This window comes from Sphingopyxis sp. Q841 (assembly GCF_052384365.1).
Taxonomy (GTDB): domain Bacteria; phylum Pseudomonadota; class Alphaproteobacteria; order Sphingomonadales; family Sphingomonadaceae; genus Sphingopyxis; species Sphingopyxis terrae_A.
On record NZ_JBQSUM010000001.1, the window covers coordinates 953896 to 979416 of the forward strand.

The 25521-nt window shown below is 66.0% G+C and carries 25 protein-coding genes and 1 pseudogene; 12 read left to right on the forward strand and 14 right to left on the reverse strand.

The features are described 5' to 3' along the window. Positions 1-181: 181 nt before the first annotated feature. Entirely contained in the window at positions 182-457 is a 276-nt protein-coding gene (locus ACT17R_RS04785) for a hypothetical protein (RefSeq protein ID WP_062900750.1), read from the forward strand. A gap of 240 nt (positions 458-697) precedes the next feature. Here ACT17R_RS04785 and ACT17R_RS04790 read toward each other — a convergent pair whose 3' ends face one another. Beyond that, complete coding sequence (locus tag ACT17R_RS04790) at positions 698-1324, reverse strand: GNAT family N-acetyltransferase (RefSeq protein ID WP_062900751.1); 627 nt, start codon at positions 1322-1324, stop codon at positions 698-700. A gap of 180 nt (positions 1325-1504) precedes the next feature. On the opposite strand from ACT17R_RS04790, the gene ACT17R_RS04795 reads away from it, so the two are divergent. Continuing rightward, positions 1505-1855 carry a helix-turn-helix domain-containing protein gene (locus ACT17R_RS04795; RefSeq protein WP_186402968.1) on the forward strand — a complete coding sequence of 117 codons (351 nt, stop codon included), beginning with the start codon at positions 1505-1507 and terminating at the stop codon, positions 1853-1855. A gap of 9 nt (positions 1856-1864) precedes the next feature. Here the strand turns inward: ACT17R_RS04795 and lepA are convergent, their stop codons facing one another. From lepA to ACT17R_RS04810, 3 genes are all read right to left on the reverse strand, one after another. Further along, positions 1865-3688, reverse strand: a complete 1824-nt coding sequence (gene lepA, locus ACT17R_RS04800; protein WP_058812482.1) for a translation elongation factor 4 — start codon at positions 3686-3688, stop codon at positions 1865-1867. 374 nt (positions 3689-4062) lie between these two features. Further along, positions 4063-4989 carry a hypothetical protein gene (locus tag ACT17R_RS04805; RefSeq protein ID WP_062900753.1) on the reverse strand — a complete coding sequence of 309 codons (927 nt, stop codon included), beginning with the start codon at positions 4987-4989 and terminating at the stop codon, positions 4063-4065. A 45-nt stretch (positions 4990-5034) separates the two neighbouring features. Beyond that, positions 5035-6258 (reverse strand): TIGR04063 family PEP-CTERM/XrtA system glycosyltransferase, encoded by a 1224-nt coding sequence (locus ACT17R_RS04810; RefSeq protein WP_062902982.1) that lies wholly within the window; start codon positions 6256-6258, stop codon positions 5035-5037. A 104-nt stretch (positions 6259-6362) separates the two neighbouring features. On the opposite strand from ACT17R_RS04810, the gene ACT17R_RS04815 reads away from it, so the two are divergent. The 9 genes from ACT17R_RS04815 (at position 6363) to ACT17R_RS04855 (ending at position 14008) form a co-directional block, all read left to right on the forward strand. After that, positions 6363-6548 (forward strand): hypothetical protein, encoded by a 186-nt coding sequence (locus ACT17R_RS04815; RefSeq protein ID WP_003038799.1) that lies wholly within the window; start codon positions 6363-6365, stop codon positions 6546-6548. After that, positions 6541-7899, forward strand: a complete 1359-nt coding sequence (locus ACT17R_RS04820; RefSeq protein WP_062900754.1) for a putative O-glycosylation ligase, exosortase A system-associated — start codon at positions 6541-6543, stop codon at positions 7897-7899. The genes ACT17R_RS04815 and ACT17R_RS04820 overlap by 8 nt, the downstream gene beginning before the upstream one ends. After that, positions 7896-9023, forward strand: a complete 1128-nt coding sequence (locus tag ACT17R_RS04825; protein WP_062900755.1) for an acyltransferase family protein — start codon at positions 7896-7898, stop codon at positions 9021-9023. Before ACT17R_RS04820 ends, ACT17R_RS04825 begins: the two co-directional genes overlap by 4 nt. Before the next feature lie 58 nt (positions 9024-9081). After that, a complete protein-coding gene (locus ACT17R_RS04830; RefSeq protein WP_062900756.1) occupies positions 9082-10104 on the forward strand; it encodes a DNA topoisomerase IB in 1023 nt (340 codons plus the stop codon). 33 nt (positions 10105-10137) lie between these two features. After that, positions 10138-11289 (forward strand): mechanosensitive ion channel family protein, encoded by a 1152-nt coding sequence (locus tag ACT17R_RS04835; RefSeq protein WP_444809392.1) that lies wholly within the window; start codon positions 10138-10140, stop codon positions 11287-11289. Positions 11290-11384: 95 nt separating this feature from the next. Further along, positions 11385-11843: a MaoC family dehydratase gene (locus ACT17R_RS04840; RefSeq protein ID WP_082813397.1), complete on the forward strand. Its 459-nt coding sequence runs from the start codon at positions 11385-11387 to the stop codon at positions 11841-11843. A 70-nt stretch (positions 11844-11913) separates the two neighbouring features. Then, positions 11914-13095, forward strand: coding sequence for an acetyl-CoA C-acyltransferase (locus ACT17R_RS04845; protein ID WP_003038814.1), 1182 nt, complete (start codon positions 11914-11916; stop codon positions 13093-13095). A gap of 1 nt (position 13096) precedes the next feature. Next, positions 13097-13681, forward strand: a complete 585-nt coding sequence (locus ACT17R_RS04850; RefSeq protein WP_444809061.1) for a carboxymuconolactone decarboxylase family protein — start codon at positions 13097-13099, stop codon at positions 13679-13681. 36 nt (positions 13682-13717) lie between these two features. Next, the gene (locus tag ACT17R_RS04855; RefSeq protein WP_062900759.1) at positions 13718-14008 is read left to right on the forward strand and encodes a putative quinol monooxygenase; all 291 of its coding nucleotides are present in this window, start codon (positions 13718-13720) and stop codon (positions 14006-14008) included. 619 nt (positions 14009-14627) lie between these two features. On the opposite strand, the gene ACT17R_RS04860 is transcribed toward ACT17R_RS04855, so the two are convergent. From ACT17R_RS04860 to argH, 4 genes are read right to left on the reverse strand one after another with little or no spacing between them, the layout of a single operon-like run. After that, the gene (locus ACT17R_RS04860) at positions 14628-15404 is read right to left on the reverse strand and encodes a precorrin-2 dehydrogenase/sirohydrochlorin ferrochelatase family protein (protein WP_062900761.1); all 777 of its coding nucleotides are present in this window, start codon (positions 15402-15404) and stop codon (positions 14628-14630) included. After that, complete coding sequence (gene lysA, locus ACT17R_RS04865) at positions 15404-16663, reverse strand: diaminopimelate decarboxylase (RefSeq protein WP_062900762.1); 1260 nt, start codon at positions 16661-16663, stop codon at positions 15404-15406. The genes ACT17R_RS04860 and lysA overlap by 1 nt, the downstream gene beginning before the upstream one ends. Positions 16664-16679: 16 nt before the next feature. After that, complete coding sequence (locus tag ACT17R_RS04870) at positions 16680-16940, reverse strand: hypothetical protein (protein ID WP_062900763.1); 261 nt, start codon at positions 16938-16940, stop codon at positions 16680-16682. Positions 16941-16943: 3 nt separating this feature from the next. Continuing rightward, the gene (gene argH / locus ACT17R_RS04875; RefSeq protein WP_234178532.1) at positions 16944-18341 is read right to left on the reverse strand and encodes an argininosuccinate lyase; all 1398 of its coding nucleotides are present in this window, start codon (positions 18339-18341) and stop codon (positions 16944-16946) included. On the opposite strand from argH, the pseudogene ACT17R_RS04880 reads away from it, so the two are divergent. Beyond that, positions 18313-18843, forward strand: a pseudogene (locus tag ACT17R_RS04880) (TlpA family protein disulfide reductase); the annotation flags it as partial. The gene argH and the pseudogene ACT17R_RS04880 overlap by 29 nt on opposite strands. Positions 18844-18999: 156 nt before the next feature. Here the strand turns inward: ACT17R_RS04880 and ACT17R_RS04885 are convergent. The 6 genes from ACT17R_RS04885 to ACT17R_RS04910 form a co-directional block, all read right to left on the reverse strand. Further along, on the reverse strand, positions 19000-19338 hold the full coding sequence (locus ACT17R_RS04885; protein WP_082819802.1) for a hypothetical protein: 339 nt from the start codon (positions 19336-19338) through the stop codon (positions 19000-19002). Positions 19339-19516: 178 nt separating this feature from the next. After that, complete coding sequence (locus ACT17R_RS04890; protein ID WP_062900767.1) at positions 19517-20518, reverse strand: NAD(P)H-dependent glycerol-3-phosphate dehydrogenase; 1002 nt, start codon at positions 20516-20518, stop codon at positions 19517-19519. Between the two features lie 147 nt (positions 20519-20665). Next, positions 20666-21601 carry an alpha/beta fold hydrolase gene (locus ACT17R_RS04895; RefSeq protein WP_062900768.1) on the reverse strand — a complete coding sequence of 312 codons (936 nt, stop codon included), beginning with the start codon at positions 21599-21601 and terminating at the stop codon, positions 20666-20668. A 33-nt stretch (positions 21602-21634) separates the two neighbouring features. Then, positions 21635-22477, reverse strand: coding sequence for an alpha/beta hydrolase (locus tag ACT17R_RS04900; protein WP_062900769.1), 843 nt, complete (start codon positions 22475-22477; stop codon positions 21635-21637). Positions 22478-22479: 2 nt separating this feature from the next. After that, positions 22480-23928 carry a DUF3336 domain-containing protein gene (locus ACT17R_RS04905; RefSeq protein ID WP_444809062.1) on the reverse strand — a complete coding sequence of 483 codons (1449 nt, stop codon included), beginning with the start codon at positions 23926-23928 and terminating at the stop codon, positions 22480-22482. Between the two features lie 21 nt (positions 23929-23949). Next, complete coding sequence (locus ACT17R_RS04910; RefSeq protein ID WP_444809063.1) at positions 23950-25518, reverse strand: wax ester/triacylglycerol synthase family O-acyltransferase; 1569 nt, start codon at positions 25516-25518, stop codon at positions 23950-23952. Positions 25519-25521 lie beyond the last annotated feature (3 nt).

The window sequence follows — 25521 nt, forward strand, 5'->3', positions numbered from 1 at the left end:
CATCGCGTGCGATACATGATGAAGGGGGCGCCTGCGGGCGCCCCCTTTTTTGCGTCGGAGCGGGACAGGAGCGGCGTGGAATCAAAAAATAGCATTGCGAAAGCATAGGCTTGCAAATTTTGTTGCAACCGATGCCAGCGGCGCGGCGTTGCCCCCCCTGTAACAAGGGAGAACTGTTATAATGCGCAAGATTGCTCTTACCCTCACCGCCGCTTCGGCTCTCGCGCTCGGCGCTTGCCAGAGCCCCGCCGCCGACAGTGTCGAGGATCAGGCCGAATCGCGGGCCGACGCCATTGATGATCAGGCCGACACCATGCCCGATGGCCCCGCCAAGGAAGCCATGGAAAACAAGGCCGACCGGGTCGAAGAAATGGGCGAGGAAAAAGCCAACGCGATGGACGACAATGGCGAGGTTGCCCCGTCCGAAACCGGCGTCGGCGACACGCAGAAGAAGTAAGACTGTCCCCGACCTGCGCCCCCCGCGGGTCACGGACAGCCTGGAAAGGGCGCCAGCGCATGCCGCTGGCGCCCTTTCGCTTGTTCGCGACATAAAAGATTGGCCCCTGTGACGCCGGTCACGGTGACGTCATGGCAGCGCCGCTAGAGCGATGTGCGTGGGACACGGGAGCTCCGACACCCGCGTTCTTCACCTTCCCGCCGCCGGTCGCGACCCCCGGCGGCGGGGAGGACCACCGGCCTATCCGGCACCGAGCTGCTTCAGCACATCCTGAACCCCGCGTGCGTCCGCGTCGCTGCGCAGCGCCTCCAGCGCCGCCGCGACGTCGATCACATATTCGGCGACGCCGCGCGATTCCTCCTTGCGCGTGCCGCCCATCGCCTTGATCAGCCCCAGTGCGGCGTGATTTTCGGACAGGATATTGACGTCGAGCGTCGTCAACCCTTCGGCGAGACAATCGACGAGCAGCGCCGCGGTCATCATCCGGGCGAGGCCCTGGCCGTGAAAGGCGTCGAGGATTGCGATCGAATATTCGCCGACACGCATCTCGCCCCCGCCGGCCCCTGCCTTGTGCCGAACGGCATGAACCGCACCGATCGCCGGTTCGCCCTCGCATTCGGTGCAAATCGCGCCCCAGGCGATATGGTCGTGGCCATCGACATCGACCAGCCGCTCGATCACCGCATCGGGCATGGCCGGCGCAGGCGAAAAGAAGCGCAGATAGCGCGATTCGGCCGAGAGTTTCTGGATTCCGGCGCGGAGCAGGCCGGCGTCGTCGGGCCGGATCGTCCGCAGGCATACCGCGGTTCCGTCGTTGAGCACGCTGTGCACGACGATGTCGTCGATCGGCCTTGCGGGAGCGTGCACGCTTCGTCCTTTCCCGGCTGTCGTCGGTGTTCGGCAAGCTATCGCCGCCCGGGCCGAAAGACAATCGCTCCTGCCGGAGGGTGCAGCCCCTTATTTTTGCGTGAGAAGTTGAAAGTAGCCGGTGGCGGGCTTTGATATTCGGGGCGGCCAAAAAGCAAAAAAGGCCGGGTCGTGTATATTATGGATCTCAATCCCCTCAAAACGTCGGGGGCGGCAGCCTTTCCCGAAACGCTTGGCGGGCGGCTGGCGCAGTTGCGCAAGGCGCGGCAGCTGACGCAGCGGGATATTGCCCGCCAGCTTGGCGTTGCGGTGACGTCGGTCTGCTATTGGGAGCAGGACCGGTCGCGCCCCAAGCCGGCGCGGCTGCGCCGGCTCGCCGATGTGCTCGGCACCCCGCTTGCAGACCTGAACGGCCTCGGCGGTCCGCCTCAGTCGGCGCATCTTGGCCAGTTGGTCGCGCAGGCGCGCCGCGAGATCGCCGAGGCCGCCGGCACGACGCCGGCGAAGGTCAAGATCATCATCGAGATGTAGCGCGCACCCTCAGGCGTCGTCGCCCATTCGCAGCGCCGCGATGAACGCCTCCTGCGGGATGTTGACGTTGCCATATTCGCGCATCCGCTTCTTGCCCTCCTTCTGCTTTTCGAGGAGCTTTTTCTTGCGGGTCGCGTCGCCGCCATAGCATTTGGCGGTGACGTCCTTGCGCAGCGCCGCGATGGTTTCGCGCGCGATCACCTTGCCGCCGATCGCCGCCTGGATCGGGATCTTGAACATGTGGCGCGGGATCAGATCCTTGAGCCGCTCGCACATCCCGCGCCCGCGTGCCTCGGCGCTGCCCCGGTGGACGATCATGCTGAGCGCATCGACCGGCTCATTGTTGACGAGGATGCTCATCTTGACGAGATCGCCGGGGCGGTGGCCGATCTGGTGATAGTCGAACGAGGCATAGCCGCGGCTGATGCTCTTCAACCGGTCGTAGAAATCGAACACGACTTCGTTGAGCGGCAGTTCATAGGTGATCTGTGCGCGGCCGCCGACATAGGTCAGATTCTTCTGGATGCCGCGGCGGTCCTGACAGAGCTTGAGGATCGAACCCAGATATTCGTCGGGGACATAGATAACCGCCTCGATCCACGGCTCCTCGATTTCCTCGATCCGGTTCGGATCGGGCATGTCGGCCGGATTGTGGAGCTCCATCTCGGTGGGGCCGCCTTCCTTCGACCGGGTGAGCTTGAGCTTGTAGACCACCGACGGCGCCGTGGTGATCAGGTCGAGGTCATATTCGCGGGTCAGCCGCTCCTGAATGATCTCGAGGTGGAGAAGACCCAGAAAACCGCAGCGAAAGCCGAAGCCCAATGCGGCGCTCGTCTCCATTTCGAAGCTGAACGACGCATCGTTGAGCCGCAGCTTCTGGATGCTTTCGCGCAGCTTCTCGAAATCATTGGCATCGGTCGGGAAGAGGCCGCAGAAGACGACCGGCTGAACCTCCTTGAACCCCGGTAGCGGCGCCGCGGCGGGCCTTTTGGCGTCGGTGACCGTATCGCCGACACGCGCCTGCGCAACGTCCTTAATCTGTGCGGTGATGAAACCGATCTCGCCCGGGCCGATCTCGACAAGGTCGGTCCGCTTCGGGGTGAAACACCCGACGCGGTCGATCAGATGGGTCGTCCCCGCCTGCATGAACTTGATCTGCTGACCCTTTTTCAGCACCCCGTCGACGACGCGGACGAGAATCACGACGCCGAGATAAGGGTCGTACCAGCTGTCGACGAGCATCGCGACGAGCGGCGCCGCGGCATCGCCCTTCGGCGGCGGAATCCTGGCGACGATGGCTTCGAGCGTTTCTTCGATGCCGATCCCCGACTTGGCGCTGGCCAGCACCGCATCGTCGGCGGGCAGGCCGATGATATCCTCGATCTCCGCCTTCACCTTGTCGGTGTCGGCGGCGGGCAGGTCGATCTTGTTGATGACCGGCACGATTTCATGGTCATGCTCGATCGACTGATAGACGTTGGCGAGTGTCTGCGCCTCGACCCCCTGCGCCGCGTCGACGACGAGCAGCGCGCCCTCGCACGCCGCCAGGCTGCGCGAGACTTCATAGGCGAAGTCGACGTGGCCGGGCGTGTCCATCAGATTGAGCTGATAGGTTTCGCCGTCGTGCGCCTTGTACGTCAGGCGCACCGTCTGCGCCTTGATCGTGATCCCGCGCTCCTTCTCGATGTCCATATTGTCGAGAACCTGCGCCGACATTTCGCGCTCGGTCAGCCCGCCAGTGAACTGGATCAGCCGGTCGGCGAGCGTCGACTTGCCATGGTCGATATGCGCGATGATCGAGAAATTACGGATATGCGAGAGAGGAGTCGTCATCGCGCGCCGTTAGCAGGGGAATTGCGCGCTGTCAGCACCGCCGCGCAGCCGCGCGCAGCCACCGGCGCGAAAGGCGCAGAAAAGCGTGTAACTTCACACGCGATTGCAGCGCTCGCAGCGTCCCGAAGGCGCCGCAGGACCGGGCGATGCCCGCGGCGCGGTGCCATTCGAAAAATGGCGGAAAATTGCGCTACTTCACGCGCGATTGCACCGGGCAGGCCGTTTCGGGGCGGAGACGCTGCGGCAGTGCGTAGGGCGCGAAGCCGCAGCCGCCGCGATGGTCGCGCAGGAAAGGATGGCACGGAAGGCATGCGGCGAGGCTGACACGCCGGAACAATGCAGGAAAGCGATTTCAGGCCGCCGGGTGCGGCGGTTCAGCCCGTCGTGCCGCGGTTCAGGCGGTGCAAAGTGCTGAGCGCGGCTTCGAGCGCGAAGTCGATTTCTTCGTCGGCATCTTCGTTGGCGGCGACATCGGGCACCGGGACTGCGGCGGTTGCCGTCCTGGTTTCGCGGCGCCGGGCGAGCCCTGCCTCGAAGCGCGCAACCATCGCGCCGAGCGATTTGTCGGCGGGATCGGGCATCGCCGGTCCAGCAATCTTCGCGGGCTGAAGCCAGGGTTCGTCACCGGGTGTTTCAACCTCGACGGGCGCAAGATCGGCGAGGATCAGTTCATCCTCTTCGTCCGGCGCAGCGTCGGCTGCGGGCGGCGTGTAGGGTGCCACGGCCGCTTCGACGATCTCGACAGCGTCCACATCCTCGACGACATCGGCACCGGCGAGCGCGTCGGGTTCATATTCAAGAAGATAGTCCGCCGCGACCTCGGGCGCCGCATCGACCGGCCCCAGCCCCTGTTCGGGAAGGTCGCGTCCGGCGCGCAGCGGCGCGCGCGGCAGATCATCGGGGTGGAGGTCGGCGCGGCGGCGCACCGGAATATCATCGTCGACAGCCTCCTGGCGGCGGCGCAGACGGCGCCCGAGCGCGGCAAGGCCCGACGCCTCGGGCTCGGCGATCAGCAGCGCGACAAAGGCCGCAACCAGCGCGGCGACAAGCGCCATGCCAAGCGCCAGCGCGAGACGGGCGCCATTGCCGACCGGCGGCACGAACAGGTCCGACAGACGGTCGAGATAGAGATTCCAGCCAATGCCGAATACCCAGGCCATCGGCATGATCGCGGCGAAGAGGAAGGTCAGCGCCGCGGCGCCGATGACCGCCGGCATCGCCGGGCGTAGCGCGCGCATCCAGGCGGCGGCGCGGGCCTTGCGATGCGAAACCTTGTCGGAGCCGTCGGCGCTATCGTCCATATCGTCCAAATCCGTCGCTCCCGAAGAGGAGCCTGTCCTATATCATCAAGCCGCGAGCGATGCAGCGCCGCGGCGCAACAATCTCTGGTAAACGGGCTCGTAACGCAAAATGTTTGACGACCAGTTACGATCGGCCTCGACGAACGCCCGCGCGGTCCGGCGGCGTTCATCCCAGATGTCGCGATCGCGCAGCAGCCCGGCAAGGGCCGCGGCGATTGCCGGTGGGTCGTCGGGCGCGAACAGCGTGCCCGTGACGCCGTCGGCGATCAGTTCACGGTGGCCGCCGACATCGGATGCGGCGACGAGCTTGCCCTGCGCCATTGCCTCAAGCGGTTTCAGCGGCGTGACGAGATCGGTAAGCCGCATCTTCTTGCGCGGATAGGCCAGGATGTCGATCAGCGAATAATAGCGCTCGACCGCCTGGTGCGGCACCCGTCCGACGAACAGGATGCGGTCGGCGACGGGCGACGCCGCGGCCTGAGCCTTGAGCGCCGCCTCCATCGGCCCGCCGCCGACGAGCAGCAGCCGCGCGCCGGGTTCGGCAGCGACGAGCGCGGGCATCGCGGCGATCAGATCGTCGATCCCCTCATAATCATAGAAGCTGCCGATGAAGCCGATCACCGCGTCGCCCGGCATGAGGCCGAGGTCGGCGGCGAGCGCATCGTCGCGCGGCGGCGGGTCGCCGAACAGGTCAAGGTCGACGCCGTTGGGCGACACGACGATCTTGGCGGGATCCACCCCGCGCGCGATGAGGTCGCCGCGCAGCCCTTCGCAGATCACCGCGACGGCGTCGGCGGCGCGGACGGCATGACTTTCGAGCTGACGGGTCAGAAAATAGCGCGCGCTGCCCTCGCGGCCCGTGCCGTTACCGACCGCGGCATCCTCCCAGAAGGCGCGAATTTCGTAGATCACCGGAATTCCGAGCCGTTTGCCGACGCGCAGCGCCGCGAGCCCGTCGAGGACCGGTGAGTGGGCGTGGAGCAGATCGGGGCGCCATTCGTCGACCAGCGCCGCGACGCGGTCCGCCAGCGCGCCGATTTCGCGCCATTCGCGCCACGGCGAGCGCGCGGGCGCGATCGGCGGCGTGCGATAGAAGGTCAGCCCGTCGACTGTTTCGACGGGCGGTCCGGGGTCGGGATGGCGGACCCCCGTCACCCCAGCGACCGCCCACCCCTTCGCCGCCTGCGCCTTCATCAGCGCCCGGGTACGAAAGGTGTAGCCGCTGTGCGCCGGCAGGCTATGGTCAAGGACGTGCAGGATCCGGGTCATCGGCCAAGCCTTTGCCATACAAGCCTTAACGCCGCGTCAACCCCGATCGGGTAAAGCCGCCGAAACGGGCCTGCGGGCCGGAGGGGAAGCCAGGTGCGCAGCAGATGATCGACAATTTTGCGATTGCCCTGACGCATGTGCTGATGGCGATCGCCCTCTGGCGCCTGCTGCACCGCGACGACCTCGACCGTGAGGTCGGCCCGCGCATGCTGTGGCAGCAACAGCGCGACGCCGAACGCATGGCGGCGATGGCGGCCGAGGCCGCGGAGGATCGCCGATCCGATGCGTGACCTTGCCTTCGTCGCCTTTCTGTTCGCCTTCATCGGGGTCGGCTTTCGCAAGCCGTTCCTGTTCGTGCTGTGCTTTTGCTACATCGACATCGTCGCACCGCAGCGGCTCAGCTATTTCCTGATCAATTCGATTCCGATCTCGCTGATCGTCTTCATCCTCGCGATCATCGGCTGGCTCGCCTTCGACGACAAGCGCGACACGCGCTGGTCGGGGCGGCAGACGTTGATGCTAATCCTGCTCTTTTATTGCTGGATGACGACGATGAGCGCCGACTTTCCGGTCGAGGCGCTCGATAAATGGGGATGGGTTTGGAAGGCGCTGGTCTGGGCGATCTTCCTGCCGCTGACGCTGCGCACGAAGCTGCGCATCGAATCGCTGTTGCTCTTCATGCTGCTGTCGGCCGCGACGATCGCGATCGCGGGCGGGATCAAGACCGCGGCGGGCGGCGGCGGCTATGGCGAACTGCAACTGCTGCTGTCCGAAAATTACGGCCTGTACGAAGGCAGCACCATGTCGACGGTCGCGGTGTCGATCATCCCCGCGATCCTGTGGTTCCGCCGCCACGGCACCGTCTTTCCGCCCGACTGGCGCGTCTCGCTGTTCTGCTTCGCGCTCTGCTTTGCCTGCATGCTGCTGCCGGTCGGGACGCAGGCGCGCACGGGGCTGATCTGCCTCGGCGTGCTCGCGCTGCTGTCGCTGCGCGCAGTCAAGCACCGGCTGCTATATATCATGGGGGCGGTGCTGCTCGTCGCCGCGGCGATCCCCTTCCTGCCGCAAAGCTATACCCAGCGCATGGAAACGCTGCAGGATTATCGCACCGACCAGTCGGCATCGACGCGCGTCGCGGTGTGGGCGTGGACGTGGGACTATGCGAAGGACCATCCGTTCGGCGGCGGGTTCGAGGCCTATATGCAGAACCGTCTGCGCGTCGAAACCACCGGGTCGAACGCCGATGCGGGTCGTCCGGGCGCGGGCGATCCGGTGATCCATGACGAACAGTCGCGCGCCTATCATTCGGCCTATTTCGAAATGCTGGGCGAACAGGGCTATCCCGGCACGCTGCTGTGGCTGCTGCTCCACATCACCGGCATCGTCCAGATGGAGCGGGTGCGCCGCCGTTACCTCAAGACACGCCGCGCCGAGGAGCAATGGATCGCGCCGCTCGCGACCGCGCTCCAGCACGGCCATATCGTCTATATGGTCGGGTCGCTGTTCGTCGGAATCGCGTTCCAGCCTTTCATCTACATGATGCTGGCGCTCGAAATCGGGCTGTCGACCTATTGCCGCCGCCGCGAGCAGGAATCGGGACGCAACTGGATGCGGCCGCGCGCGCAGGGATTTGCCGCATGATCGCGGCGCAAAAGCCCCGCATGCTGCCGACGCTGACCGGGGTGCGCGGCTTTGCGGCGCTCGCGGTGCTGTTCTATCATATCCGGGGCGGCATGGCGGGCTATCTGCACGGCGCGGTCATCGACGGTTTCGCGCACGGCTATCTTGCGGTCGATCTCTTTTTCGTCCTGTCGGGCTTCGTGCTGTGGTGGAATTACGGTCCGGCGTTCGTTGCCGAGGGGACGCGCGCCGCGCCGCGCTTTCTGGTCCGCCGCATCGCGCGTATCTTTCCGCTGCATCTCGCGATCCTGGCGGCGATGGCGCTGTTCGCGGTCGCGCTGCTCGCCAGCGGGCGCGATCCGGGGCCGCATTACGGCTTTGCCACGCTGCCCGCGCACGCGCTGCTGGTCCAGAATTGGGGCTTCACCGCCGATCTGCGCTGGAACGACCCGGCCTGGTCGATCTCGACCGAATGGGCGGCCTATCTGCTGCTCGCCGCGACCGGCGGCTGGGCGGCGCGATTGCCCGCGGGGCGGTGGAGCTTTCCGCTCTTCGCGCTGCTGCTCGCGGCAGCGCTCGGCGGCTGGTTCGCCGCGACGGGGCGCGCGGGGATCGGCGACGATATCGCGGCGACCGGCCTCGTCCGCTGCCTCGCCGAATTCTTCCTCGGGGTCGCGCTCTGCCAGTGGTGGACGGCGCAGCGCGCGCGCGGCGACGGGAGCCGGGTCATATATGCGACCGCGGCGATCTTCGCGCTGCTCGCGGCGCTGATCCTGTTCGCCGGCCTGCCCCAGCCTGCGGCGATCCCGCTGGCGATGGCGGCGGTCGTCATCACCGCGCTCCAGGCGTCGCTCGCACCGCATCCGCTGCTGTCGGGACGGCTCGCCCAGTGGCTCGGCGACATCAGCTACGCTGTCTATCTGTCGCACTTCTTCCTGTGGATCCTGTTCAAGCTGGTCCTTGTCGACGATCCGGCGATGGTCGCGCCGATAAAGATCGCCGCCTTCGTCGCGCTGACGCTCGCCGTCTCACACCTGCTCCACCGCTGGCTGGAAGTCCCGGCGCGGCGGATCGTCCAGCGCGGCGGCGACGCTCTCTTGTCGCGGCTGGCGGCCGGGCGGCAGGCGCAAACCCGCCAAAGCTGACGCCTGCCCGCTGCGCCGGCGGAGGGAACCATCGCCCGGCCAGGACGCTTAACAAGGCATGCCGTCGCCGCGTGCCGCCCCCCGCCTGATCCATGTCGACGACAGCCTGCCCGGCATCCGCCGCGAACGGGCCGCATCGGGCTGGCGCTATCGCGACGCCGCGGGCAAGGTGATCCGCGACCGCGCCGAGATCGAGCGCCTCAACGCGATCGCGCTGCCCCCCGCCTATGAGGATGCCTGGTTCTGCCCGGCCGCGAACGGGCATATCCTTGCGACCGGCTATGACGCGCGCGGGCGCAAGCAATATCGCTACCACCCCGATTTCCGGGCCGCGCGCGAGGCGGACAAATATGATCGCTGCGCCAGCTTCGGCCAGGCCCTGCCGCTGCTCCGCGCGCGGCTGGAAAGCGATTTGCGCCGCCGATCGCTGTGCGCGGATCGCGTCGTCGCGGCCGTCGTCCGCCTGCTCGACCTCGCCGCGCTGCGCGTCGGCAACGAACAATATGTCGCCGCAAACAAGAGCTTCGGCGCGACGACGCTGCGCCGGCGTCACGCGCGACTGGAGGGGCAGCGCCTCCGGCTCCGCTACCGCGCCAAGGGCGGCGCGCGGCGCGAGGTGACGATCAGCGACCGCAGCCTGGCGACCCTGGTGCGCCGGTTGCAGGACCTGCCCGGCCAGCATCTTTTCCAATATGAGGATGCGGATGGCCCGTGCGCGGTCGGGTCCGACGAGGTCAACGCCTATATCCGCGAGGCGATGGGCGCCGATTTCAGCGCCAAGCATTTCCGCACCTGGTGGGCGAGCGTCGAGGCGTTCGCCTGTCTGTACGACGCCGAAGAGCCACCCTCGCTCAAGGCGATGCTGACGCGCGTCTCCGACCGGCTCGGCAACACGCCCGCCGTTGCGCGGCGCGCCTATGTCCACCCGGCGATGATCGCCGCTGCGCAGGATCGCGGAGATTTTGCCGCGGTCGCGGGGCGCCTGCCGCGCGCGACCAAATATCTTTCGCGTTACGAACGCGGATTTTTGACCTATCTGGAGCGCGCGCCCGATGCCGGCGCGCTGCTCCGTTCCGCCTGACCGACCGACCAGACCAAGAGGACCGACGTGACTTTGCCTTTCCTTGCCACCGCGACCGCCAACCCCGCCGCGCAGATCCGCGCCTGGTGGACCAGCAGCGTCGCGTGGGTCGATACGCACTGGCTGCAGATCGGCATCGCGATCGGCGCCGGGCTCCTCATCTATTTTGCGCTGTCGCTGATCCGCGGTTTCGCGCTCAAGAAAGCGCAGTCGGCGCCGGGGCAATTCACGCTGACCGACATTGTCGGGCGGGTGATCCACAAGACCAAGTCGCTGGTGCTGGCGATCGTCTCGGTCCGACTGGTCGCGGCATCGGCCAATCCGCCGGTCGTCGTCCTGCATATCATCCAGTTGGTCTTCACCGTCGCGGTGGTGCTGCAAGTCGCGATCTGGGCGCGCGAGATCGTCCTCGGGCTGATCCAGCGCCGCGCCGCCGATGGGCATAACGAGACGCTGGTCAACGCGATGGGCATCATCCGCCTGCTCATCAGCATCGCGCTGTTCGCGGTCGCGGCGATCGTCATCCTCGACAATATGGGGGTCAATGTCACCGGCCTGATCGCCGGCCTGGGCATCGGCGGCATCGCGATCGGCCTTGCCGCGCAGGGCATTTTTTCCGACCTGTTCGCGTCGCTGTCGATCATCTTCGACCGGCCTTTCCGCGTCGGCGAAGCGATCAAATATGACAATAGCGTCGCGACCGTCGAGCGCATCGGGCTGAAAAGCACGCATCTGCGGTCGGTCAACGGCGAGCTGCTGGTCATTTCCAACACCAATTTGCTATCGAAGGAAATCACCAACTATGCCCATCTCGAACGCCGCCGCGTCCAGTTCGCGATCGGTGTAATCTATCAGACCACGCCCGCGATGCTGCGCGCGCTGCCCGACCTGCTGAAGGCGCAGGTCGAAGCCGAGGGGCATGAGTTCATCCGGTCGAGTTTCATCGGCTTCGGCGCCTCTAGCCTCGACTTCGAACTGGTCGCCGACATTCCGAGCGCAGACTATAACGAGGTCATCGCGGCCCGCACCGCGATCGGCATCCGCGTCTTCGAAGAGATGATCAACGCCGGCTACGACTTCGCCTATCCGACGCAGACGACCTTCACCGCGGCGCCCGACGGGACGATGATTCTCCCCTATGCCGAAAGCGTCACGATGAAGACGCCGAAGTCCGCACAGTCCTGACGCTACGGCGCCGTAGCGCAAAGCCCTAGGCTCTTGTGCTACCCCGCCCCGCGGGCCTAGAACGCGCCCCTCGACAGACATAGAGGGGATAAAGGATGAGCGCGATGACGCCGCAGGAAATGAAGGAACTGGTCGGCAAGCCGCTCGGCACGTCGGAATGGGTGCTGGTCGATCAGGAGATGATCAACAAGTTCGCCGACGCGACCGGCGATCATCAGTTCATCCATATCGACGAAGAAAAGGCTAAGCTGACGCCCTTCGGCGGCACCATCGCGCACGGCTTTCTGACCCTCTCTCTTTTCCCCATGTTGATGGCCAAATCCGACTGCCCGCGCCCCGCAGGCGTCAAGATGGGCGTCAACTATGGCGGCAACAAAGTGCGCTTCCTTGCCCCCGTGCGCTCGGGCAAGCGCGTGCGCGGCCATTTCAAGCTGCTCGAGCTCGACGAAAAGCGTCCGGGCCAGTGGCAGCAGACGCTGGAATTCACGGTTGAGATCGAGGGCGAAGAAAAGCCCGCGCTGATGGCCGAATGGATCAGCCAGTTCTTCGTCTGACATATAAACCGGCATTCCGGCCGAACCTCCCCCGAAAAGACAACCGGAACCAAGCAGAAGGAAGTTTATCATGCGTGACGCCGTCATCGTTTCCACCGCCCGCACCCCGCTGACCAAGGCGGCGCGCGGATCGTTCAACAACACGACCTCGCCGACGCTGGGCGCCTATTCGGTCGCCGCCGCGGTCGAACGCGCCGGGGTTGAAGGAGGCGAGATCGACGACGTCCTGTTCGGCGCCGCAATGCAGCAGGGATCGCAGACGATGAACGTCGCGCGCCTGATCGGCCTGCGCGCCGGCCTGCCCGTCACCGTCCCCGGCATGTCGATCGACCGCCAGTGCTCGTCGGGCCTGATGACGATTGCGACCGCCGCGAAGCAGATCATCGTCGACCGCCAGGACATTTGCGTCGCCGGCGGCGTCGAAAGCATCTCGAAAGTCAGCGGCAGCGGCAAGACCTTCTTCGAGGCCGACCAGGAACTGCTGGCGATGCACAAAGACATCTACATGCCGATGATCGGCACGGCAGAAGTCGTTGCAAAGCGTTACAATATCAGCCGTGAAGCGCAGGACGAATATTCGCTCCAGTCGCAGCAGCGCACCGCCGCGGCCCAGGCCGCTGGCAAGTTCGACGACGAAATCGTCCCCTGCAAGGCGACGATGGCGGTGGTGAACAAGGAAACGAAGGAAGTCACCTTCAAGGATGTCGTCGCCGACAAGGACGAGTGCAACCGTCCCGACACCACGCTCGAAGGTCTGCAGAGCCTGAAGCCGGTGATGGGCGAAGGCCACACGATCACGGCAGGCAACGCCAGCCAGCTTTCGGATGGCTCGTCGGCCTGCGTCGTCATGGAGGCCAAGGTCGCCGAAAAGCGCGGGCTTCAGCCGCTGGGCCGCTATGTCGGCATGGCCGTTGCCGGCACCGAGCCCGACGAAATGGGCATCGGCCCCGTTTTCGCCATCCCGAAGCTGCTCGAACGCTTCGAGCTCAAGATGGACGACATCGGCCTTTGGGAACTCAACGAAGCCTTTGCCGTGCAGGTGCTCTACTGCCGCGACAAGCTCGGCATTCCGAACGACCTGCTCAACGTCAACGGCGGTTCGATCTCGATCGGCCACCCCTTCGGCATGACCGGCGCGCGCTGCGTCGGCCACGCGCTGCTCGAAGGCAAGCGCCGCGGCGTCAAATATGCCGTCGTCACCATGTGCATCGGTGGCGGCCAGGGCGCAGCAGGCCTGTTCGAGGTCTTCTGATTTGCGGCTGAAAGCTCCGCGTGTCGAGCCGGTCGATCTCGACCGGCTCGATGCCGACCAGCGCGCGGCGCTTGAACCCTTTCTTGCCTCCGATGGCGGCAAGGTGGGCGGCGGCAGGATCCTCAATATCTTCCGCACGCTGGCGCAGGCGCCCAAGGCGCTGACCGCTTTCCTCGGCTGGGGCAATTATATCCTGTCGAAGCGCAATGCGCTTACCCCGCGGGATCGCGAGCTCGTCATCCTGCGCACCGGTTATAATTGCCGGTCGGGCTATGAATGGACGCAGCATAAGCGCATCGGACTCGACTGCGGCCTGACCGAAGACGAGATCGAGCGGATCAAGGCCGGACCCGACGCTGCGGTCTGGAGCGATATCGACCGCGCGATGCTGCGCGCGGCCGACGAGTTGACCGCGAACCATTTCGTTGCCGACGCGACCTGGGCGGCGCTGGCGCCGCTCGGCGACAAGGGACGCATGGATCTGGTGATGACCGTCGGTCAGTACACACAGGTTTCGATGATGCTTAACAGCTTCGGCATCCAGGTCGAGGCGGGCTGGGAGGTCGATCCCGACCTGCACGCCTAACCATTTGAGCCTGACTATTTTCTGGGGAGAGACGATATGAGCGGAATCGGCATTATCGCCACGCTGCGCGTGCAGCCGGGCAAGGAAGCGGAATTCGAAGGCGTGTTTGCGGAGCTGGCCCCCGCGGTGCGCGCGAACGAGAAGGGTAACAGCTTCTACAAGCTCTTCCGTACCGCGGAAGCCGGCGTTTACAAGGTGCTCGAATGCTATGACGACGAGGCCGCGGTCGCCGCGCACCGCGCGTCGGACCATTTCCGCACCCTCGGCGCGAAACTCGGCCCCTGCCTCGCCGGAGCACCTGAAATCGAAAGCCTGCCGGGGGTCTGATCGCTCAGGGTCAGAGCGTCAGCCATCGTTCGCAATCGTCCCTGACCCGCGCATCGGCGTCGCGCCGGCCGAGCTCGAGCGCCGCCGTTCGCCCCCTTATCGTCTGCGACAGCAGCGAGCGCGGCGATGGCGCTGGCGCGCGCCCGCGGAACCGGATGGCTGACCGCCATATGGTCGGCGATGTCGCGGGCATTGTCGGTCAGGCGGATTGCGCAGCGGAGCAACGCTTTGGGGGGCGTCAGCGTCGGCCGGCTGGCGATCGTGCCCCACCGCGCGGCGTCGCGCCGGCGGCGGCGCGAACTTCGGGGCGCGGATCGGCGTCGGCCATCGCAGCGGCGTGCAGGGTGGCCGGTTCGAGCGCGACATGGCGTGCGATCCGGGCCGACGCAGAGACAGTACACCGCGTCAGCGCGCGGACAGTTGCAGCCGACCGTCGCGATGGTCACGGCGATGTCAAAGACCGACCCGTCGGCCGTCGATCCGTACAGGCCCGCCGCGGTGTCGAGCAGCGGGAGCGCGTCGATGGCAATGGGCGGAAATTCCATAACCTCTCCTGGCTGAAACGGCGGCGACGATGCCGCCGGCGACAGGGCTAGGAAGGCGACTGAGCGAAGCCCAATTAGCTTCGCGTAATCGCCGATGCGAGCCAGAGCGACAGGCCGGGGGGCGGATCGGCGGGCGGCGTTTCGGTGCAGTGTCGCACCGCATCGGCTCGCGCGCGGGCCAGGATCGCGGGCGGAGTCGCAGCGGGGTGGAAGATATGATCGGCCTCGCCCAGCAGGCGCGCCGCGCGCAGCGTCAGATCGTCGGGATCGTCGCTGGCGAGCGCGATCATTTCAAGGCGCGCGGGCGCCGCCAGATGATCGGCGGCGAGCCAGGCAGCGACAGCGCCTTGGTCCGGCCCGGCAACCGGATCTAGCGCGCCGCCGGGCGCAAGCGCGGCATCGATGGCGCGGCGGCGGTCGGCGGCATCGGGCCAGCGCGCTTTCATCGCACCGCGCGCCGCGAACAGGGCGGCGGCGAGATTGCCGAGGGTGGCGGGCAGCAACGCCTCAATCCGCTGGCGCACCGCCTTGGCAAGCCCGGCGGACGCGCCGCCGGTGCCGACCGCGATCGTCACCGGCGCGCGATCAACGATCGCGGGGGTGGTGAAATCGCAAAGATCGGGCCGGTCGACGACATTGACGAGGAGGCCGCGCGCGCGCAGCTCCGCCGCCGCTTCTTCAGCTCCCTCGTCCAGCGCAACAAAGGCGATCGCCGCGCCGTCTTCCCACTGCGGCACGATCCGCCCGCCGGCGCGCGCAATCAGCCGCGCCTTCGCATCCGCAGCCTCCCCCTCCCCGACCAGCACGACCGTGCGGCCTGCAAGGTTCAGGAAGAGAGGAAACTGGCGCATCAGTCGATCCAGTCGGGGACGCGTTCGGCCGCCATGATCGTACCGGCGGCGATGCGATCGGCGACGACGATATAGCGGTCGCCGTCGACGAGCACTTCGGGAACCAGGCTGCGGCTGTTGTAGGTCGATGCCATCGTCGCGCCATAGGCGCCCGCGGTACGGAAAACGGCGAGATCGCCCGCCGCAACCTTGTCGATCACGCGGTCGCGCGCGAAGGTGTCGCCGGTTTCGCACACCGGGCCGACGATCGAGGCGGTCATCGTCTCGCCGCTCGGACGCACTGCCTGGAAATCGTGCCACGCATCGTAGAGCGCCGGACGTGCCAGATCGTTCATGGCTGCGTCGACGATGACGAAATCGCTCTGCGCTCCCGGCTTGACCCACAGCACTTCGGTGAGCAGCACGCCCGCGTTGCCGGCGATGACGCGCCCGGGTTCGAACATCAAGGTGACGTCCCAGTCGCGGGTGACGCGCGCGACCATCGCGCCATAATCGGCGGGGCTCGGCGGGTTGTCGCCCTCCTTGTAAGGAACCCCGAGCCCGCCGCCGAGATCGACATGGGTGATGTCGTGTCCCGCCGCTCGCAGATCGGCGATCAGCCGCCCGACGCGGACGAACGCCGCCTCGAGCGGGTCGAGGCTGGTGAGCTGACTGCCGATATGGAGTGCAATGCCGCGCAGCTTGAGGCCAGGTAGCCGCGCAAGGCGGTCGAATATTTCGGGCGCGACGTCGATGCCGACGCCGAACTTGTTTTCGGCCTTGCCGGTCGAGATCTTGGCGTGGGTGCCCGCATCGACGTCGGGATTGACGCGCAGCACTGCCTGCGCGGTCATTTCCTTTCGTGCGGCGATCTCTGCGAGCGCGACACCTTCGGGTTCATGTTCGATGTTGAACTGGCCGATGCCGCGGTCGAGACCGAGCGCCAGTTCGGCCCGCGTCTTTCCGACGCCCGAAAAGACGATATCTTCGGGCGCCATCCCCGACGCGATCGCGCGTTCGAGCTCGCCGCCCGACACGACGTCGGCGCCATAGCCCTGCCGCGCGAGGACACGCAGCACGCCGAGGTTGGGGTTGCACTTGATCGCAAAGGCAATGTGCTTGCGCGGAATGTCGGCAAGCGCGTCGCGAAACACCTGCGCATGGCGTTCAAGCGTCGCGCGCGAATAGACATAGACGGGGGTGCCGATTTCCTCGGCAATGCGCGGCAAGGCGATGTCTTCGGCGTAGAGAACGCCGTCACGATAAGCAAAATGATCCATGGAAAAGGTCCTGAACTCAGCCCGGAGGCGGCAAGTCGAAATCGTCGGGTTCGCGCTTTTCGGATCGTTTAAGAAGGTCGTCGCTGCGCGCGGGCCGGGCCTGCGCGTCAGGCGTCGTGAGCTCCTCCGTGGTCGGCTGGCGCTGTGCCCCGATGGGTAGCGCGGGCGGGGCCGAACCCGCCACCGGCTTCAGATCTTCCTTCTTGCCGCACGCGCCAAGCGCCACGAGCGCAGCGCCCGAGGCGGCCAGCAAAATCGTCGTGCGGATCTTTGCCATCACCTAAATCTCCAGCGCCGCGCGCGCCGCGGCAACAGCCTGCCTTACCCGTTCGGGCGCGGTGCCGCCATAGCTCATGCGGCTGGCGACCGACGCCTCGACGGTCAGCGCCGCGAGCGCGGCGGGCGTGACCGCGGCATGGATCGCCGCCGCTTCGTCCGCCGGAAGCGCCGACAGTTCAACGCCGAGCTCTTCTGATCGTTTCACGCAGGCACCGACGATATGGTGCGCGTCGCGGAACGGCACCCCCGCCTCGCGCACCAGCCAGTCGGCCAGATCGGTCGCGGTCGAAAAGCCCGATGCGGCGAGCGCGCGCATCCGGTCGGTGCGAAAGGCCAGCGCGTCGACCATGCCGGTCATCGCGGCGAGCGAAAGCGCTAGCGCGTCGAAGGCACCGAAGACCGTTTCCTTATCGTCCTGCAAATCCTTCGAATAGGTGAGCGGCAGCCCTTTCACGATCACCGAAAGCCGCTGGAACGCACCGAGCAGCAGGCCTGCGCGGCCGCGCACCAGTTCGGCGGCATCGGGATTGCGCTTTTGCGGCATGATCGAGCTGCCGGTCGACCAGGCGTCGGGCAGACTGACGAAACCGAAGGGCTGGCTGGCCCAGATCACGATCTCTTCGGCGAGGCGCGAGAGGTGAATCGCGGCAATCGAGGCGGCGGCACAAAATTCGAGCGCGAAATCGCGGTCCGATACGGCATCGATACTGTTCGCCATCGGCCGGTCGAAACCGAGCGCCGCCGCGGTCGCCGGACGGTCGAGCGGGAAGCTGGTGCCCGCAAGCGCCGCGGCGCCGAGCGGCGATTCGTTGAGCCGCGCGCGCGCATCGCGGAAACGGCCGCGATCGCGGCCGAACATTTCGACATAGGCGAGCAGATGGTGGCCGAGCGTCACCGGCTGTGCGACCTGCAAATGGGTGAAGCCGGGCATGATGCTGTCCGCATGTTCATCGGCGCGCGCGAGCAGGGCGCCCTGAAGCGCCTTCAGGCCGGAATCGATACGGTCGCAAGCGGTGCGCACCCAGAGCCGAAAATCGGTCGCGACCTGATCGTTGCGCGAGCGCGCGGTGTGGAGCCGCCCGGCGGCTTCGCCGACCAGTTCCTTGAGGCGCGATTCGACCGTCATGTGAATATCTTCGAGCGCAAGATCGACCGGCACACCGTTCGCGGCGAACTCGTCGGCGATCTGCGCCAGCCCGCGATCGATGGTCGCCGCGTCGGCGGCGGCAATGATCCCCTGCGCGCCGAGCATCGCGGCATGCGCGCGGCTGGCGGCGACATCCTCTTCCCAAAGACGTTTGTCGACGGGGATCGAGGCGTTTATCTCTTGCATGATCGCCGCAGGTCCGCCACCGAAGCGGCCGCCCCACATGCTGTTGCTATCGGGAGTATTCGCCATCCGCCGCGTTCCAAATCTTCGTCTTGCCGTGCTGGCCCTGCTGATCGCCGGTTCCTTCGCGGGGTGCGATAGGCAAAAGGAGGCCTCGGAGCAAGCAGGCGCGGGGCAAGCAAATATTTCGCCCGGCGAAGCGGCGCATGGCCGCGACCCCGCCACCTTTCAGCATGTCGTCGAGCGCGGCAACGCCGGCAAGGCCGGACCGGCCGCCGTCTTTCGCGGCCCCGACGACGCACCGGTGACCGTCGCGTCGTTTCGCGGCAAGCCGCTGCTGGTCAATCTGTGGGCGACCTGGTGTGCGCCCTGCGTCGCCGAAATGCCGACGCTCGATGCGCTTGCCGCGCAAAAGGCAGGCAAGCTGACGGTCGTCGCGGTGGCGCAGGATCTGCAAGGCGCTTCGGTCGTCGATCCCTGGTTCCAGAAGGCGGGGCTGAAGGCGCTGCAACCCTATCTCGATCCGCAGAACACTTTGTTGGACGCAGCGAATACCGCGCTGCCGACGAGCATCCTCTACGATGCGAACGGGCGCGAACTGTGGCGCGTGGTGGGCGCCATCGACTGGCAGGGCGAGGAAGCGAAGGCGCTGCTGGCGGAAGGCGGAGTGTAGAATGAAGACGGCGGACGCATAGCGCCCGCCGCCTTTTGAAACTCATTTCGACGATCAGCCTTCGATCGAGACGCGCCCCACAGGGTAGCCCTTCTTGCGCATCACCTTGGTATAATCCTTGTCGGCGTCGACGACTTCGGTCGCCCACTCGTCCCATGCATCCCAGCGATCCTCGCGATCGGTTGCGCGGCCCAAGTCACTCTTGAGCTCCTTTTCAGCCTCCAGAATATCGGTGCGATAATTGTACCAATATTTATTATAGACACCCGCAATCGGCACGCTGCGAACCGGTGGGCGATCGAAACCCGGCGGAATCGACCCATAGGGAACCGTCGCCATTGCAGCACCGGCGGGAAGAGCCATAAGCGCCGCCAAAGTCGTCCTTTTTTTCATCGTTCGTCTCCTTGGTGGACCCTGCTGGTCAGGAGAAAGAACGAAAGAGAACCGGCTTTTCTTCACGGACCGACGAGGATTCGACACGCCTTGCGGCGGAACCGTCCACGGCCGTCCCCGCAGGCAAGGCGGCGCTTTCATCCGACGCCGAAGCTGACGGCGGCATCGACGATTGCCCCTACCCCGGATGCGCCTCGTCACCGACGCTCGATTTGAGCAGCCCGCGGAACACATCCTGCGCGGTCCGTTTGCCCTGCGTCACGTCGAAGACGTCGCGCGCGATCGGCATCGCGATGCCGTGACGGTCGGCGAGCGCCATCACCGTGGGGGCGCTTTTGACGCCTTCGGCGACCATGTGCATGTCGGCGATGATCGCGTCGATATGGCGCCCCTTGCCGAGTTCGACCCCGACGTGGCGGTTGCGCGACAGCGGGCTGGTGCAGGTCGCGATCAGGTCGCCCATGCCCGTCAGACCGGCGAAGGTTTCCGGGCGCCCGCCCATCGCGACGCCGAGCCGGGTGATTTCGGCCAGCCCGCGCGTCATCAGCCCGGCGCGCGTATTGTCGCCCGCGCCGAGCCCGTCGCCCATGCCGACCGCAATCGCGATGATATTCTTGAGCACCCCGCCGAGTTCGCAACCGAGCAGATCGGTGTTGGTATAGACGCGGAACAGCCCCGAATGGAAAAGCGGGTGCAGTGCGCGCACGACGATTTCATCCTCCATCGACAGCACGCTCGCCGCCGCCTGGCCGCTCATGATCTCACGCGCGAGATTGGGGCCGGTGAGCACGCCGACGGGGTGGCCGGGCAGCACCTCCTCGATCACCTCGGTCATCCGCTTGCCCGTCGCGAGTTCGAGCCCCTTGGTCAGGCTGATCACCGGCACCCAGGGACGCAGATGATCGCGCGCCTCCTCGAGCACCGCGCGAAAGCTGTGCGACGGCACGCCCATGACGAGGACGTCGGCGCCCGCCACAGCTTCGCCGAGATCGGCCGTCGCGCGCAGCGCCGCGGGCAGGCGGATGCCGGGCAGATATTTGCGGTTTTCCTGATCGCGGTTGATGCCATCGACCATTTCGGCGTCGCGCGCCCACAAGGTGATCGGCGCGTTGCGCGATACCGTCGCGGCGACCGTCGTCCCCCAGCTCCCCCCGCCGAGCAGGCCCACTTTCAGGCGCATAGCCCCTCCTTCTCCCTGCCCGTCATTGCGAGCGAAGCGACGCAATCCAGTGCTGGCTCGAGCCAGTCTGGATTGCTTCACCCGGCTTTGCCGGGTTCGCAATGACGCATGGTTTGACCAGCGGATCAAGTCCGACGTAATCGGCGGCTAATCGAGCGGCCCGAGAAAATCCTTCATCAGCGCGGCGGTGGCCTTCGGATCCTCGACCATCGGGACATGGCCGACATGATCGAGGACATGCGCGCGGCTGTTTGCGATACCCGCTTCGAGCACGGGGACGCAGCTGATGTCGATCAGCCGGTCGTGGCGGCCCCAGATGATCAGCGTCGGCACCGTCACCTCGCCGAGCCGGTCGTTGAGCGGGCGGTCGCGCATCTCGGTCGCAATGACCCAGAAGGCGGTGTCGAGCTGATCGCGATATTTGAGCGCGTCGGCATAGAGCACCGGCTTCAATCGCGACGGCACGAAGGGCGGTTTGTGGACGACCATCGCGACGAGGCGGTCGGCATCCTCGATACCGGCCAGGACGAGCGGGTTATAATCCTCGTTCGCCGCCTGTTTCTGAAGGTCGCTCTCGTTCGCGCCCGCCACCCCGGCATTGTCGATCAGGATCAGGCTGGCGAGCGCATCGGGAAAGTCGAGCGCGTAGCGCAGCGCGATCCAGCCGCCCATGCTATTGCCCGCGATATGCGGCTGCCGCAGTCCGAGCGCATCGACGAATGCCTTCAGCCGCGCGGTCTGCGCTTCGATGTCATACGCAAGATCGGGGTTGCGTTCATTCTCGCCAAAACCGGGGAGATCGGGTGCGACGACGTAATAGTCGCGCGTCAGAAAGGGCGCGAGAAAGGACCAATTATCCTTGTCGCCCGAAAAGCCATGGACGAGCAGCAGCGTAGGCTTGGCGGGATCGCCGCCCTCCAGATAGGGCCAGGCGCGGCCGTCGACGGTAACGCTTTTCTGCACCGTGCCGCCGCGCCGGCGGAGCAGCGCGCGACCGATCGCGACCAGGCGGCCGGGGAATACGAAATAGAAGATCGCCAGAGCGATCAGCGGCGCAAAAAGCAGAATGAGGAGGAGCTTCATGACGTGCGGAATTTCCCTGTCGATCCGTTGGCTTCAGGCTGACACATGCGCATCGAACCAGCCGATCAGATCGTCCAGCACCGCATCGCGTTCGGGCTCGTTATAGATTTCGTGGAACAGGCCGGGATAGATTTCGAGCCGCTTGTCGGTCGATGCGACATGGTCGAACAGATAGTGCGAGCCCGCCACCGAGGCGAGGCTGTCATGGTCGCCATGCTGGAGCAGGATCGGCAGCGTGATTTTCGGTGCGCATGCCTGCGCAACCGCCATCGCGTCCATGAATTCCTTGCCGAGCCGCGCGCCGATCTTTCCCGTATAGACAAGCGGATCGGCAAGATAGGCGGTGACCACCGCCGGATCGCGGCTGACCCCGTTGGGATCGAGCGCCAATACGCCGAGGCGCGGAAAAAAGCGTGACAGAAAGCGGCTGATCCAGACGGTGAAGCGCGAAGGCGGCGTACCGGGGACAATCGCCGGGCCGGACAGTGCGGCGGCGACAAAGGCGTCCTGCCGATCGATCAGGAACAGCGTCGCGATCAGGCCGCCCATGCTGTGTCCGAGCAGCAGGCGCGGCGCGCCCGGATGGTTGACCTCGACGAGCGTGAGCAATTCGGCCATGCCGTCGGTGAAAGCCGAGAAGCGCGGCACATAGCCCCCCTCGCCATCCGACTTGCCATGGCCCCAATGGTCGACCGCATAGACGGCATAGCCGGCGTCGGTCAGCCGTTTTGCCACATGGGCGTAACGCCCGGCGTGCTCGGCATAGCCGTGCGCGAGGAGCACCACGGCCTTGGGCGCCGCAGCAGGAAGCCAATGGGTGACGTGCAGCGTCGCGCCCGCGCCCGCCGATCCCGGCGGCAGCATCACGCCCGCCATGCTCACCGGACCGGCTTTTTCAGCGCCGCGCTGCGGTGGCCGGGGCCGTCGTCGCCGCCCTTGTCGATGCGCGCCAGGATGGCGTCGAGCGCGCGGCTTATCGCGGTCTGGGTGCGCACCATCTCGATCTTCGGCCAGGCGGTGCGCATGCCGGTGTCGATCAGCTCGTCGATGTCCTCCTGCGACAGATCGGACAATATCTTTGTGGGCGACCAGAATTTGGGCGGCCGGATGATGTTGATGTCGCCGGTATATTCCTGATTGATCAGCGAGCGCGCCATATTGGCGAGGCTGTTGAGCGGCGGCACCAGTTCGAGGGGCTTCTGGAATATCACCATATTGGCGTTGAGCCATGCCTTGAAGGTCGCCATCGAGGCATGCTGAATGGCCTCTATCGGCGCCATCTGCTTGCGCGTGTCGGTCGCGAAAGGCAGCGCGAGCGGGTTCGCCTGGCTGACGATATGATGGTTGACGCCGTAGAGGCGTTCGAGCCGCTTGGTCGGGATGTCGTGCGTCACCGACCCGTCGACCCAGCGCCGGTCGGGCTGATAGGGCACGCGCTTGCCCGCTTCGTCGCGCGCCATCAGCATCACCGGCGGAAAGACGCCCGGCACCGCGCACGAGGCGAGCACCGCTTCACGGATCAGCACATTGGGCGCGGTGATCGCGTTGAGCAGGCGGCCGTTCTGATATTTTTCGGCGGGCGCGACTGACACGTTGAGATGTCGGCCGCTGACCTCATAGGCTTCCTGAAAGGTCAGGTCGGGGATGAGCTCGGCGAGGCGCGCGGCGACCTCGTCAGGGGCGAGGCGGCGCACTTCGGGATCGCGGTCGGCGCTGGCAAGCTTGTCGCTGGCCAGGAAGGCGCCGACCTCGGCATCCTTGCGCGTGCAGACGACCGCGGCGACGATCGAACCGCCGCTCGATCCCGCGAGGATCGTCGGCAGCACGCCCTCCTCCCACAGCGCTTTCACGACGCCGACATGGAAATAGAGAAAGCTGCCCGACCCCGACAGCAGCAGCGCCGAGCGGCCGTAGCAATGCTGGGCGCGGCGGAAGAAATCGCGCTTTTCGTCGCGCGGGATGCTGCGCGCCGCAGCGATCTTGCCCAGCGCGGAGACGACCTCTGCCACATAATTCTCAATCAGCCTTTTGGTGCCGAAACGCGCCTTTTGATAAAGGCGTTCGTGGCCCATGCCGTCGATATTGCCGTGAATGCCTTCGTTGAGGACGAAGAGCAGCCCCTTCACATCGCCCGCCGCCGACAGATTGCGCAGCCGTTCGAGACGGGCGCGGATCGCGCGATAGTCGAAATGCTTGCTTTCGTCGGCGTCGCGCCACGCCTGCATCCCCGATTTGCCGTCGGCGGCGATTGCGGCTCTGGTCCAGGCGGCATAGTCGGGCGCCTTCGCCAGATCGGCGTCCACGCTGAGCGTCGGGGAAAAGATCATTCTGTGGTCCTGCAACATCGCCTATTTTTTGCGATTCTTGCCGCTGTCGGCGGCTTTGGCAACCGGTTTCGCCTTGCCCTTTGCGGCAGGTTTGGCCTTCGGCTTTGCCCTGGCGGCGGACCTCGCCGCTACTTTCGGCTTTGCCGTAGCGGCTTTGGGCCTGGCGGCCGCCTCTTCGGGTTTGGGCTGCGCGGCGAGCAACTCGGCGAAACTTTCGTCGATGCACGTGCGGAAGAAGGCGATGTCGGGCATGATCGCGCGTTCGGAGATGATCGAGAAGCCAACCTGACCGTTATAGCTGGGGGTCGCGATGAACAGCCCCATATTGTTGGCGAGCGGGCCTGCGCCATATTGCTGCACTAGCTGCGCCCCCGCGAGATAGAGCGGCACCTGCGCGCCCGGCACGTTCGAGATGAAAAGATTGGTGCCGCGCACCGCGAAGCGCTCACTCGTCAGGATGCGCGCAACCGCCGCCATCGTCGCGCCCGGAATATGCTGCGACAGGTCGGTCATGATCCGCGCGCTGACGCCCGCCTTTGCCTCCTTCGCTTCCACCGTATAGTCGCGAATCGCCGCGAGGCGCTTCAGCGGATCAGCAATGTCGGTGCGCAGCGGCACGCTCATCGCGGTCACCTGATTGCCGGGACTGTCGGCCTTGCCGCCCTTGCCGCGCCGGTTGATCGGGGCGACCGCGACGACGCTTTCCTTGGGCAGTTCGCCATGCGCCTGAAGATATTTGCGCAGCGCGCCCGCGCAGGTCGCAAGAATGACGTCGTTGACCGTCGCACCGGGCACCTTTGCCCGCACCTTCGCGATATCGGCGAGCGCCACCCGGGTCGCGTCGAACATCTTGTGCGGGCCGACGGGTGCGTTGAAGCGCGTTTCGGGGACGCCCGCGGTCATCCCCTGATCGCTGAGCATCGACTTGCGCGCCGCGGTCATCAGCGAGGGTGACACCTTGAGCAGCGCGTTCATGAATTTGACCGGCGATTGCATCGACGCGGTCCAGGCGCGCGTGGCGACCTCCGCGCTCGACGGCGCACGCCCGAGATCCTCCACCGGCGCGCCGGGGATTGCCGGTGTGCCCTTGGCGTCGATGTCGCTCATCGCGATGAAGGCATGCGCGCCCGATGCGCCGTCGACCGCGGCGTGATGGACGCGGTGGAGCATCGCGAAGCTGCCCTTCGGGATGCCGGGGATGCGATCGAGCCCCTCGATGATGTAAATGTCCCAAAGCGGCCGGTTCATGTCCATCGGCTTCGAGAAATAGCGCGCGACCGCGATGCAGAATTGCCGCCAGTCGCCGGGTTCGGGCAGGCGCGCGTGGCTCATGTGCGCTTCGATGTCGAAATGTTCGTCCTCGACCCAATAGGGGTGGTCGAGATCGAGCGGCAGCCGGTGGAGCCGGCGCTTGAACAGCGGTGAGGTGTCGACGCGCGACTGGACGTGCGCGATGATGTCCTTGAACCGCACGAAGCCGCCCGGCGCCGTCGAGGGATCGTAGATGTAGATACCCATGATGTGCGTCAGATTGTTCGCGGTCTGGGTATAGAGGAACTGGGCGTCCTGGGCGCTGAGTTGCTTAAGCATGCG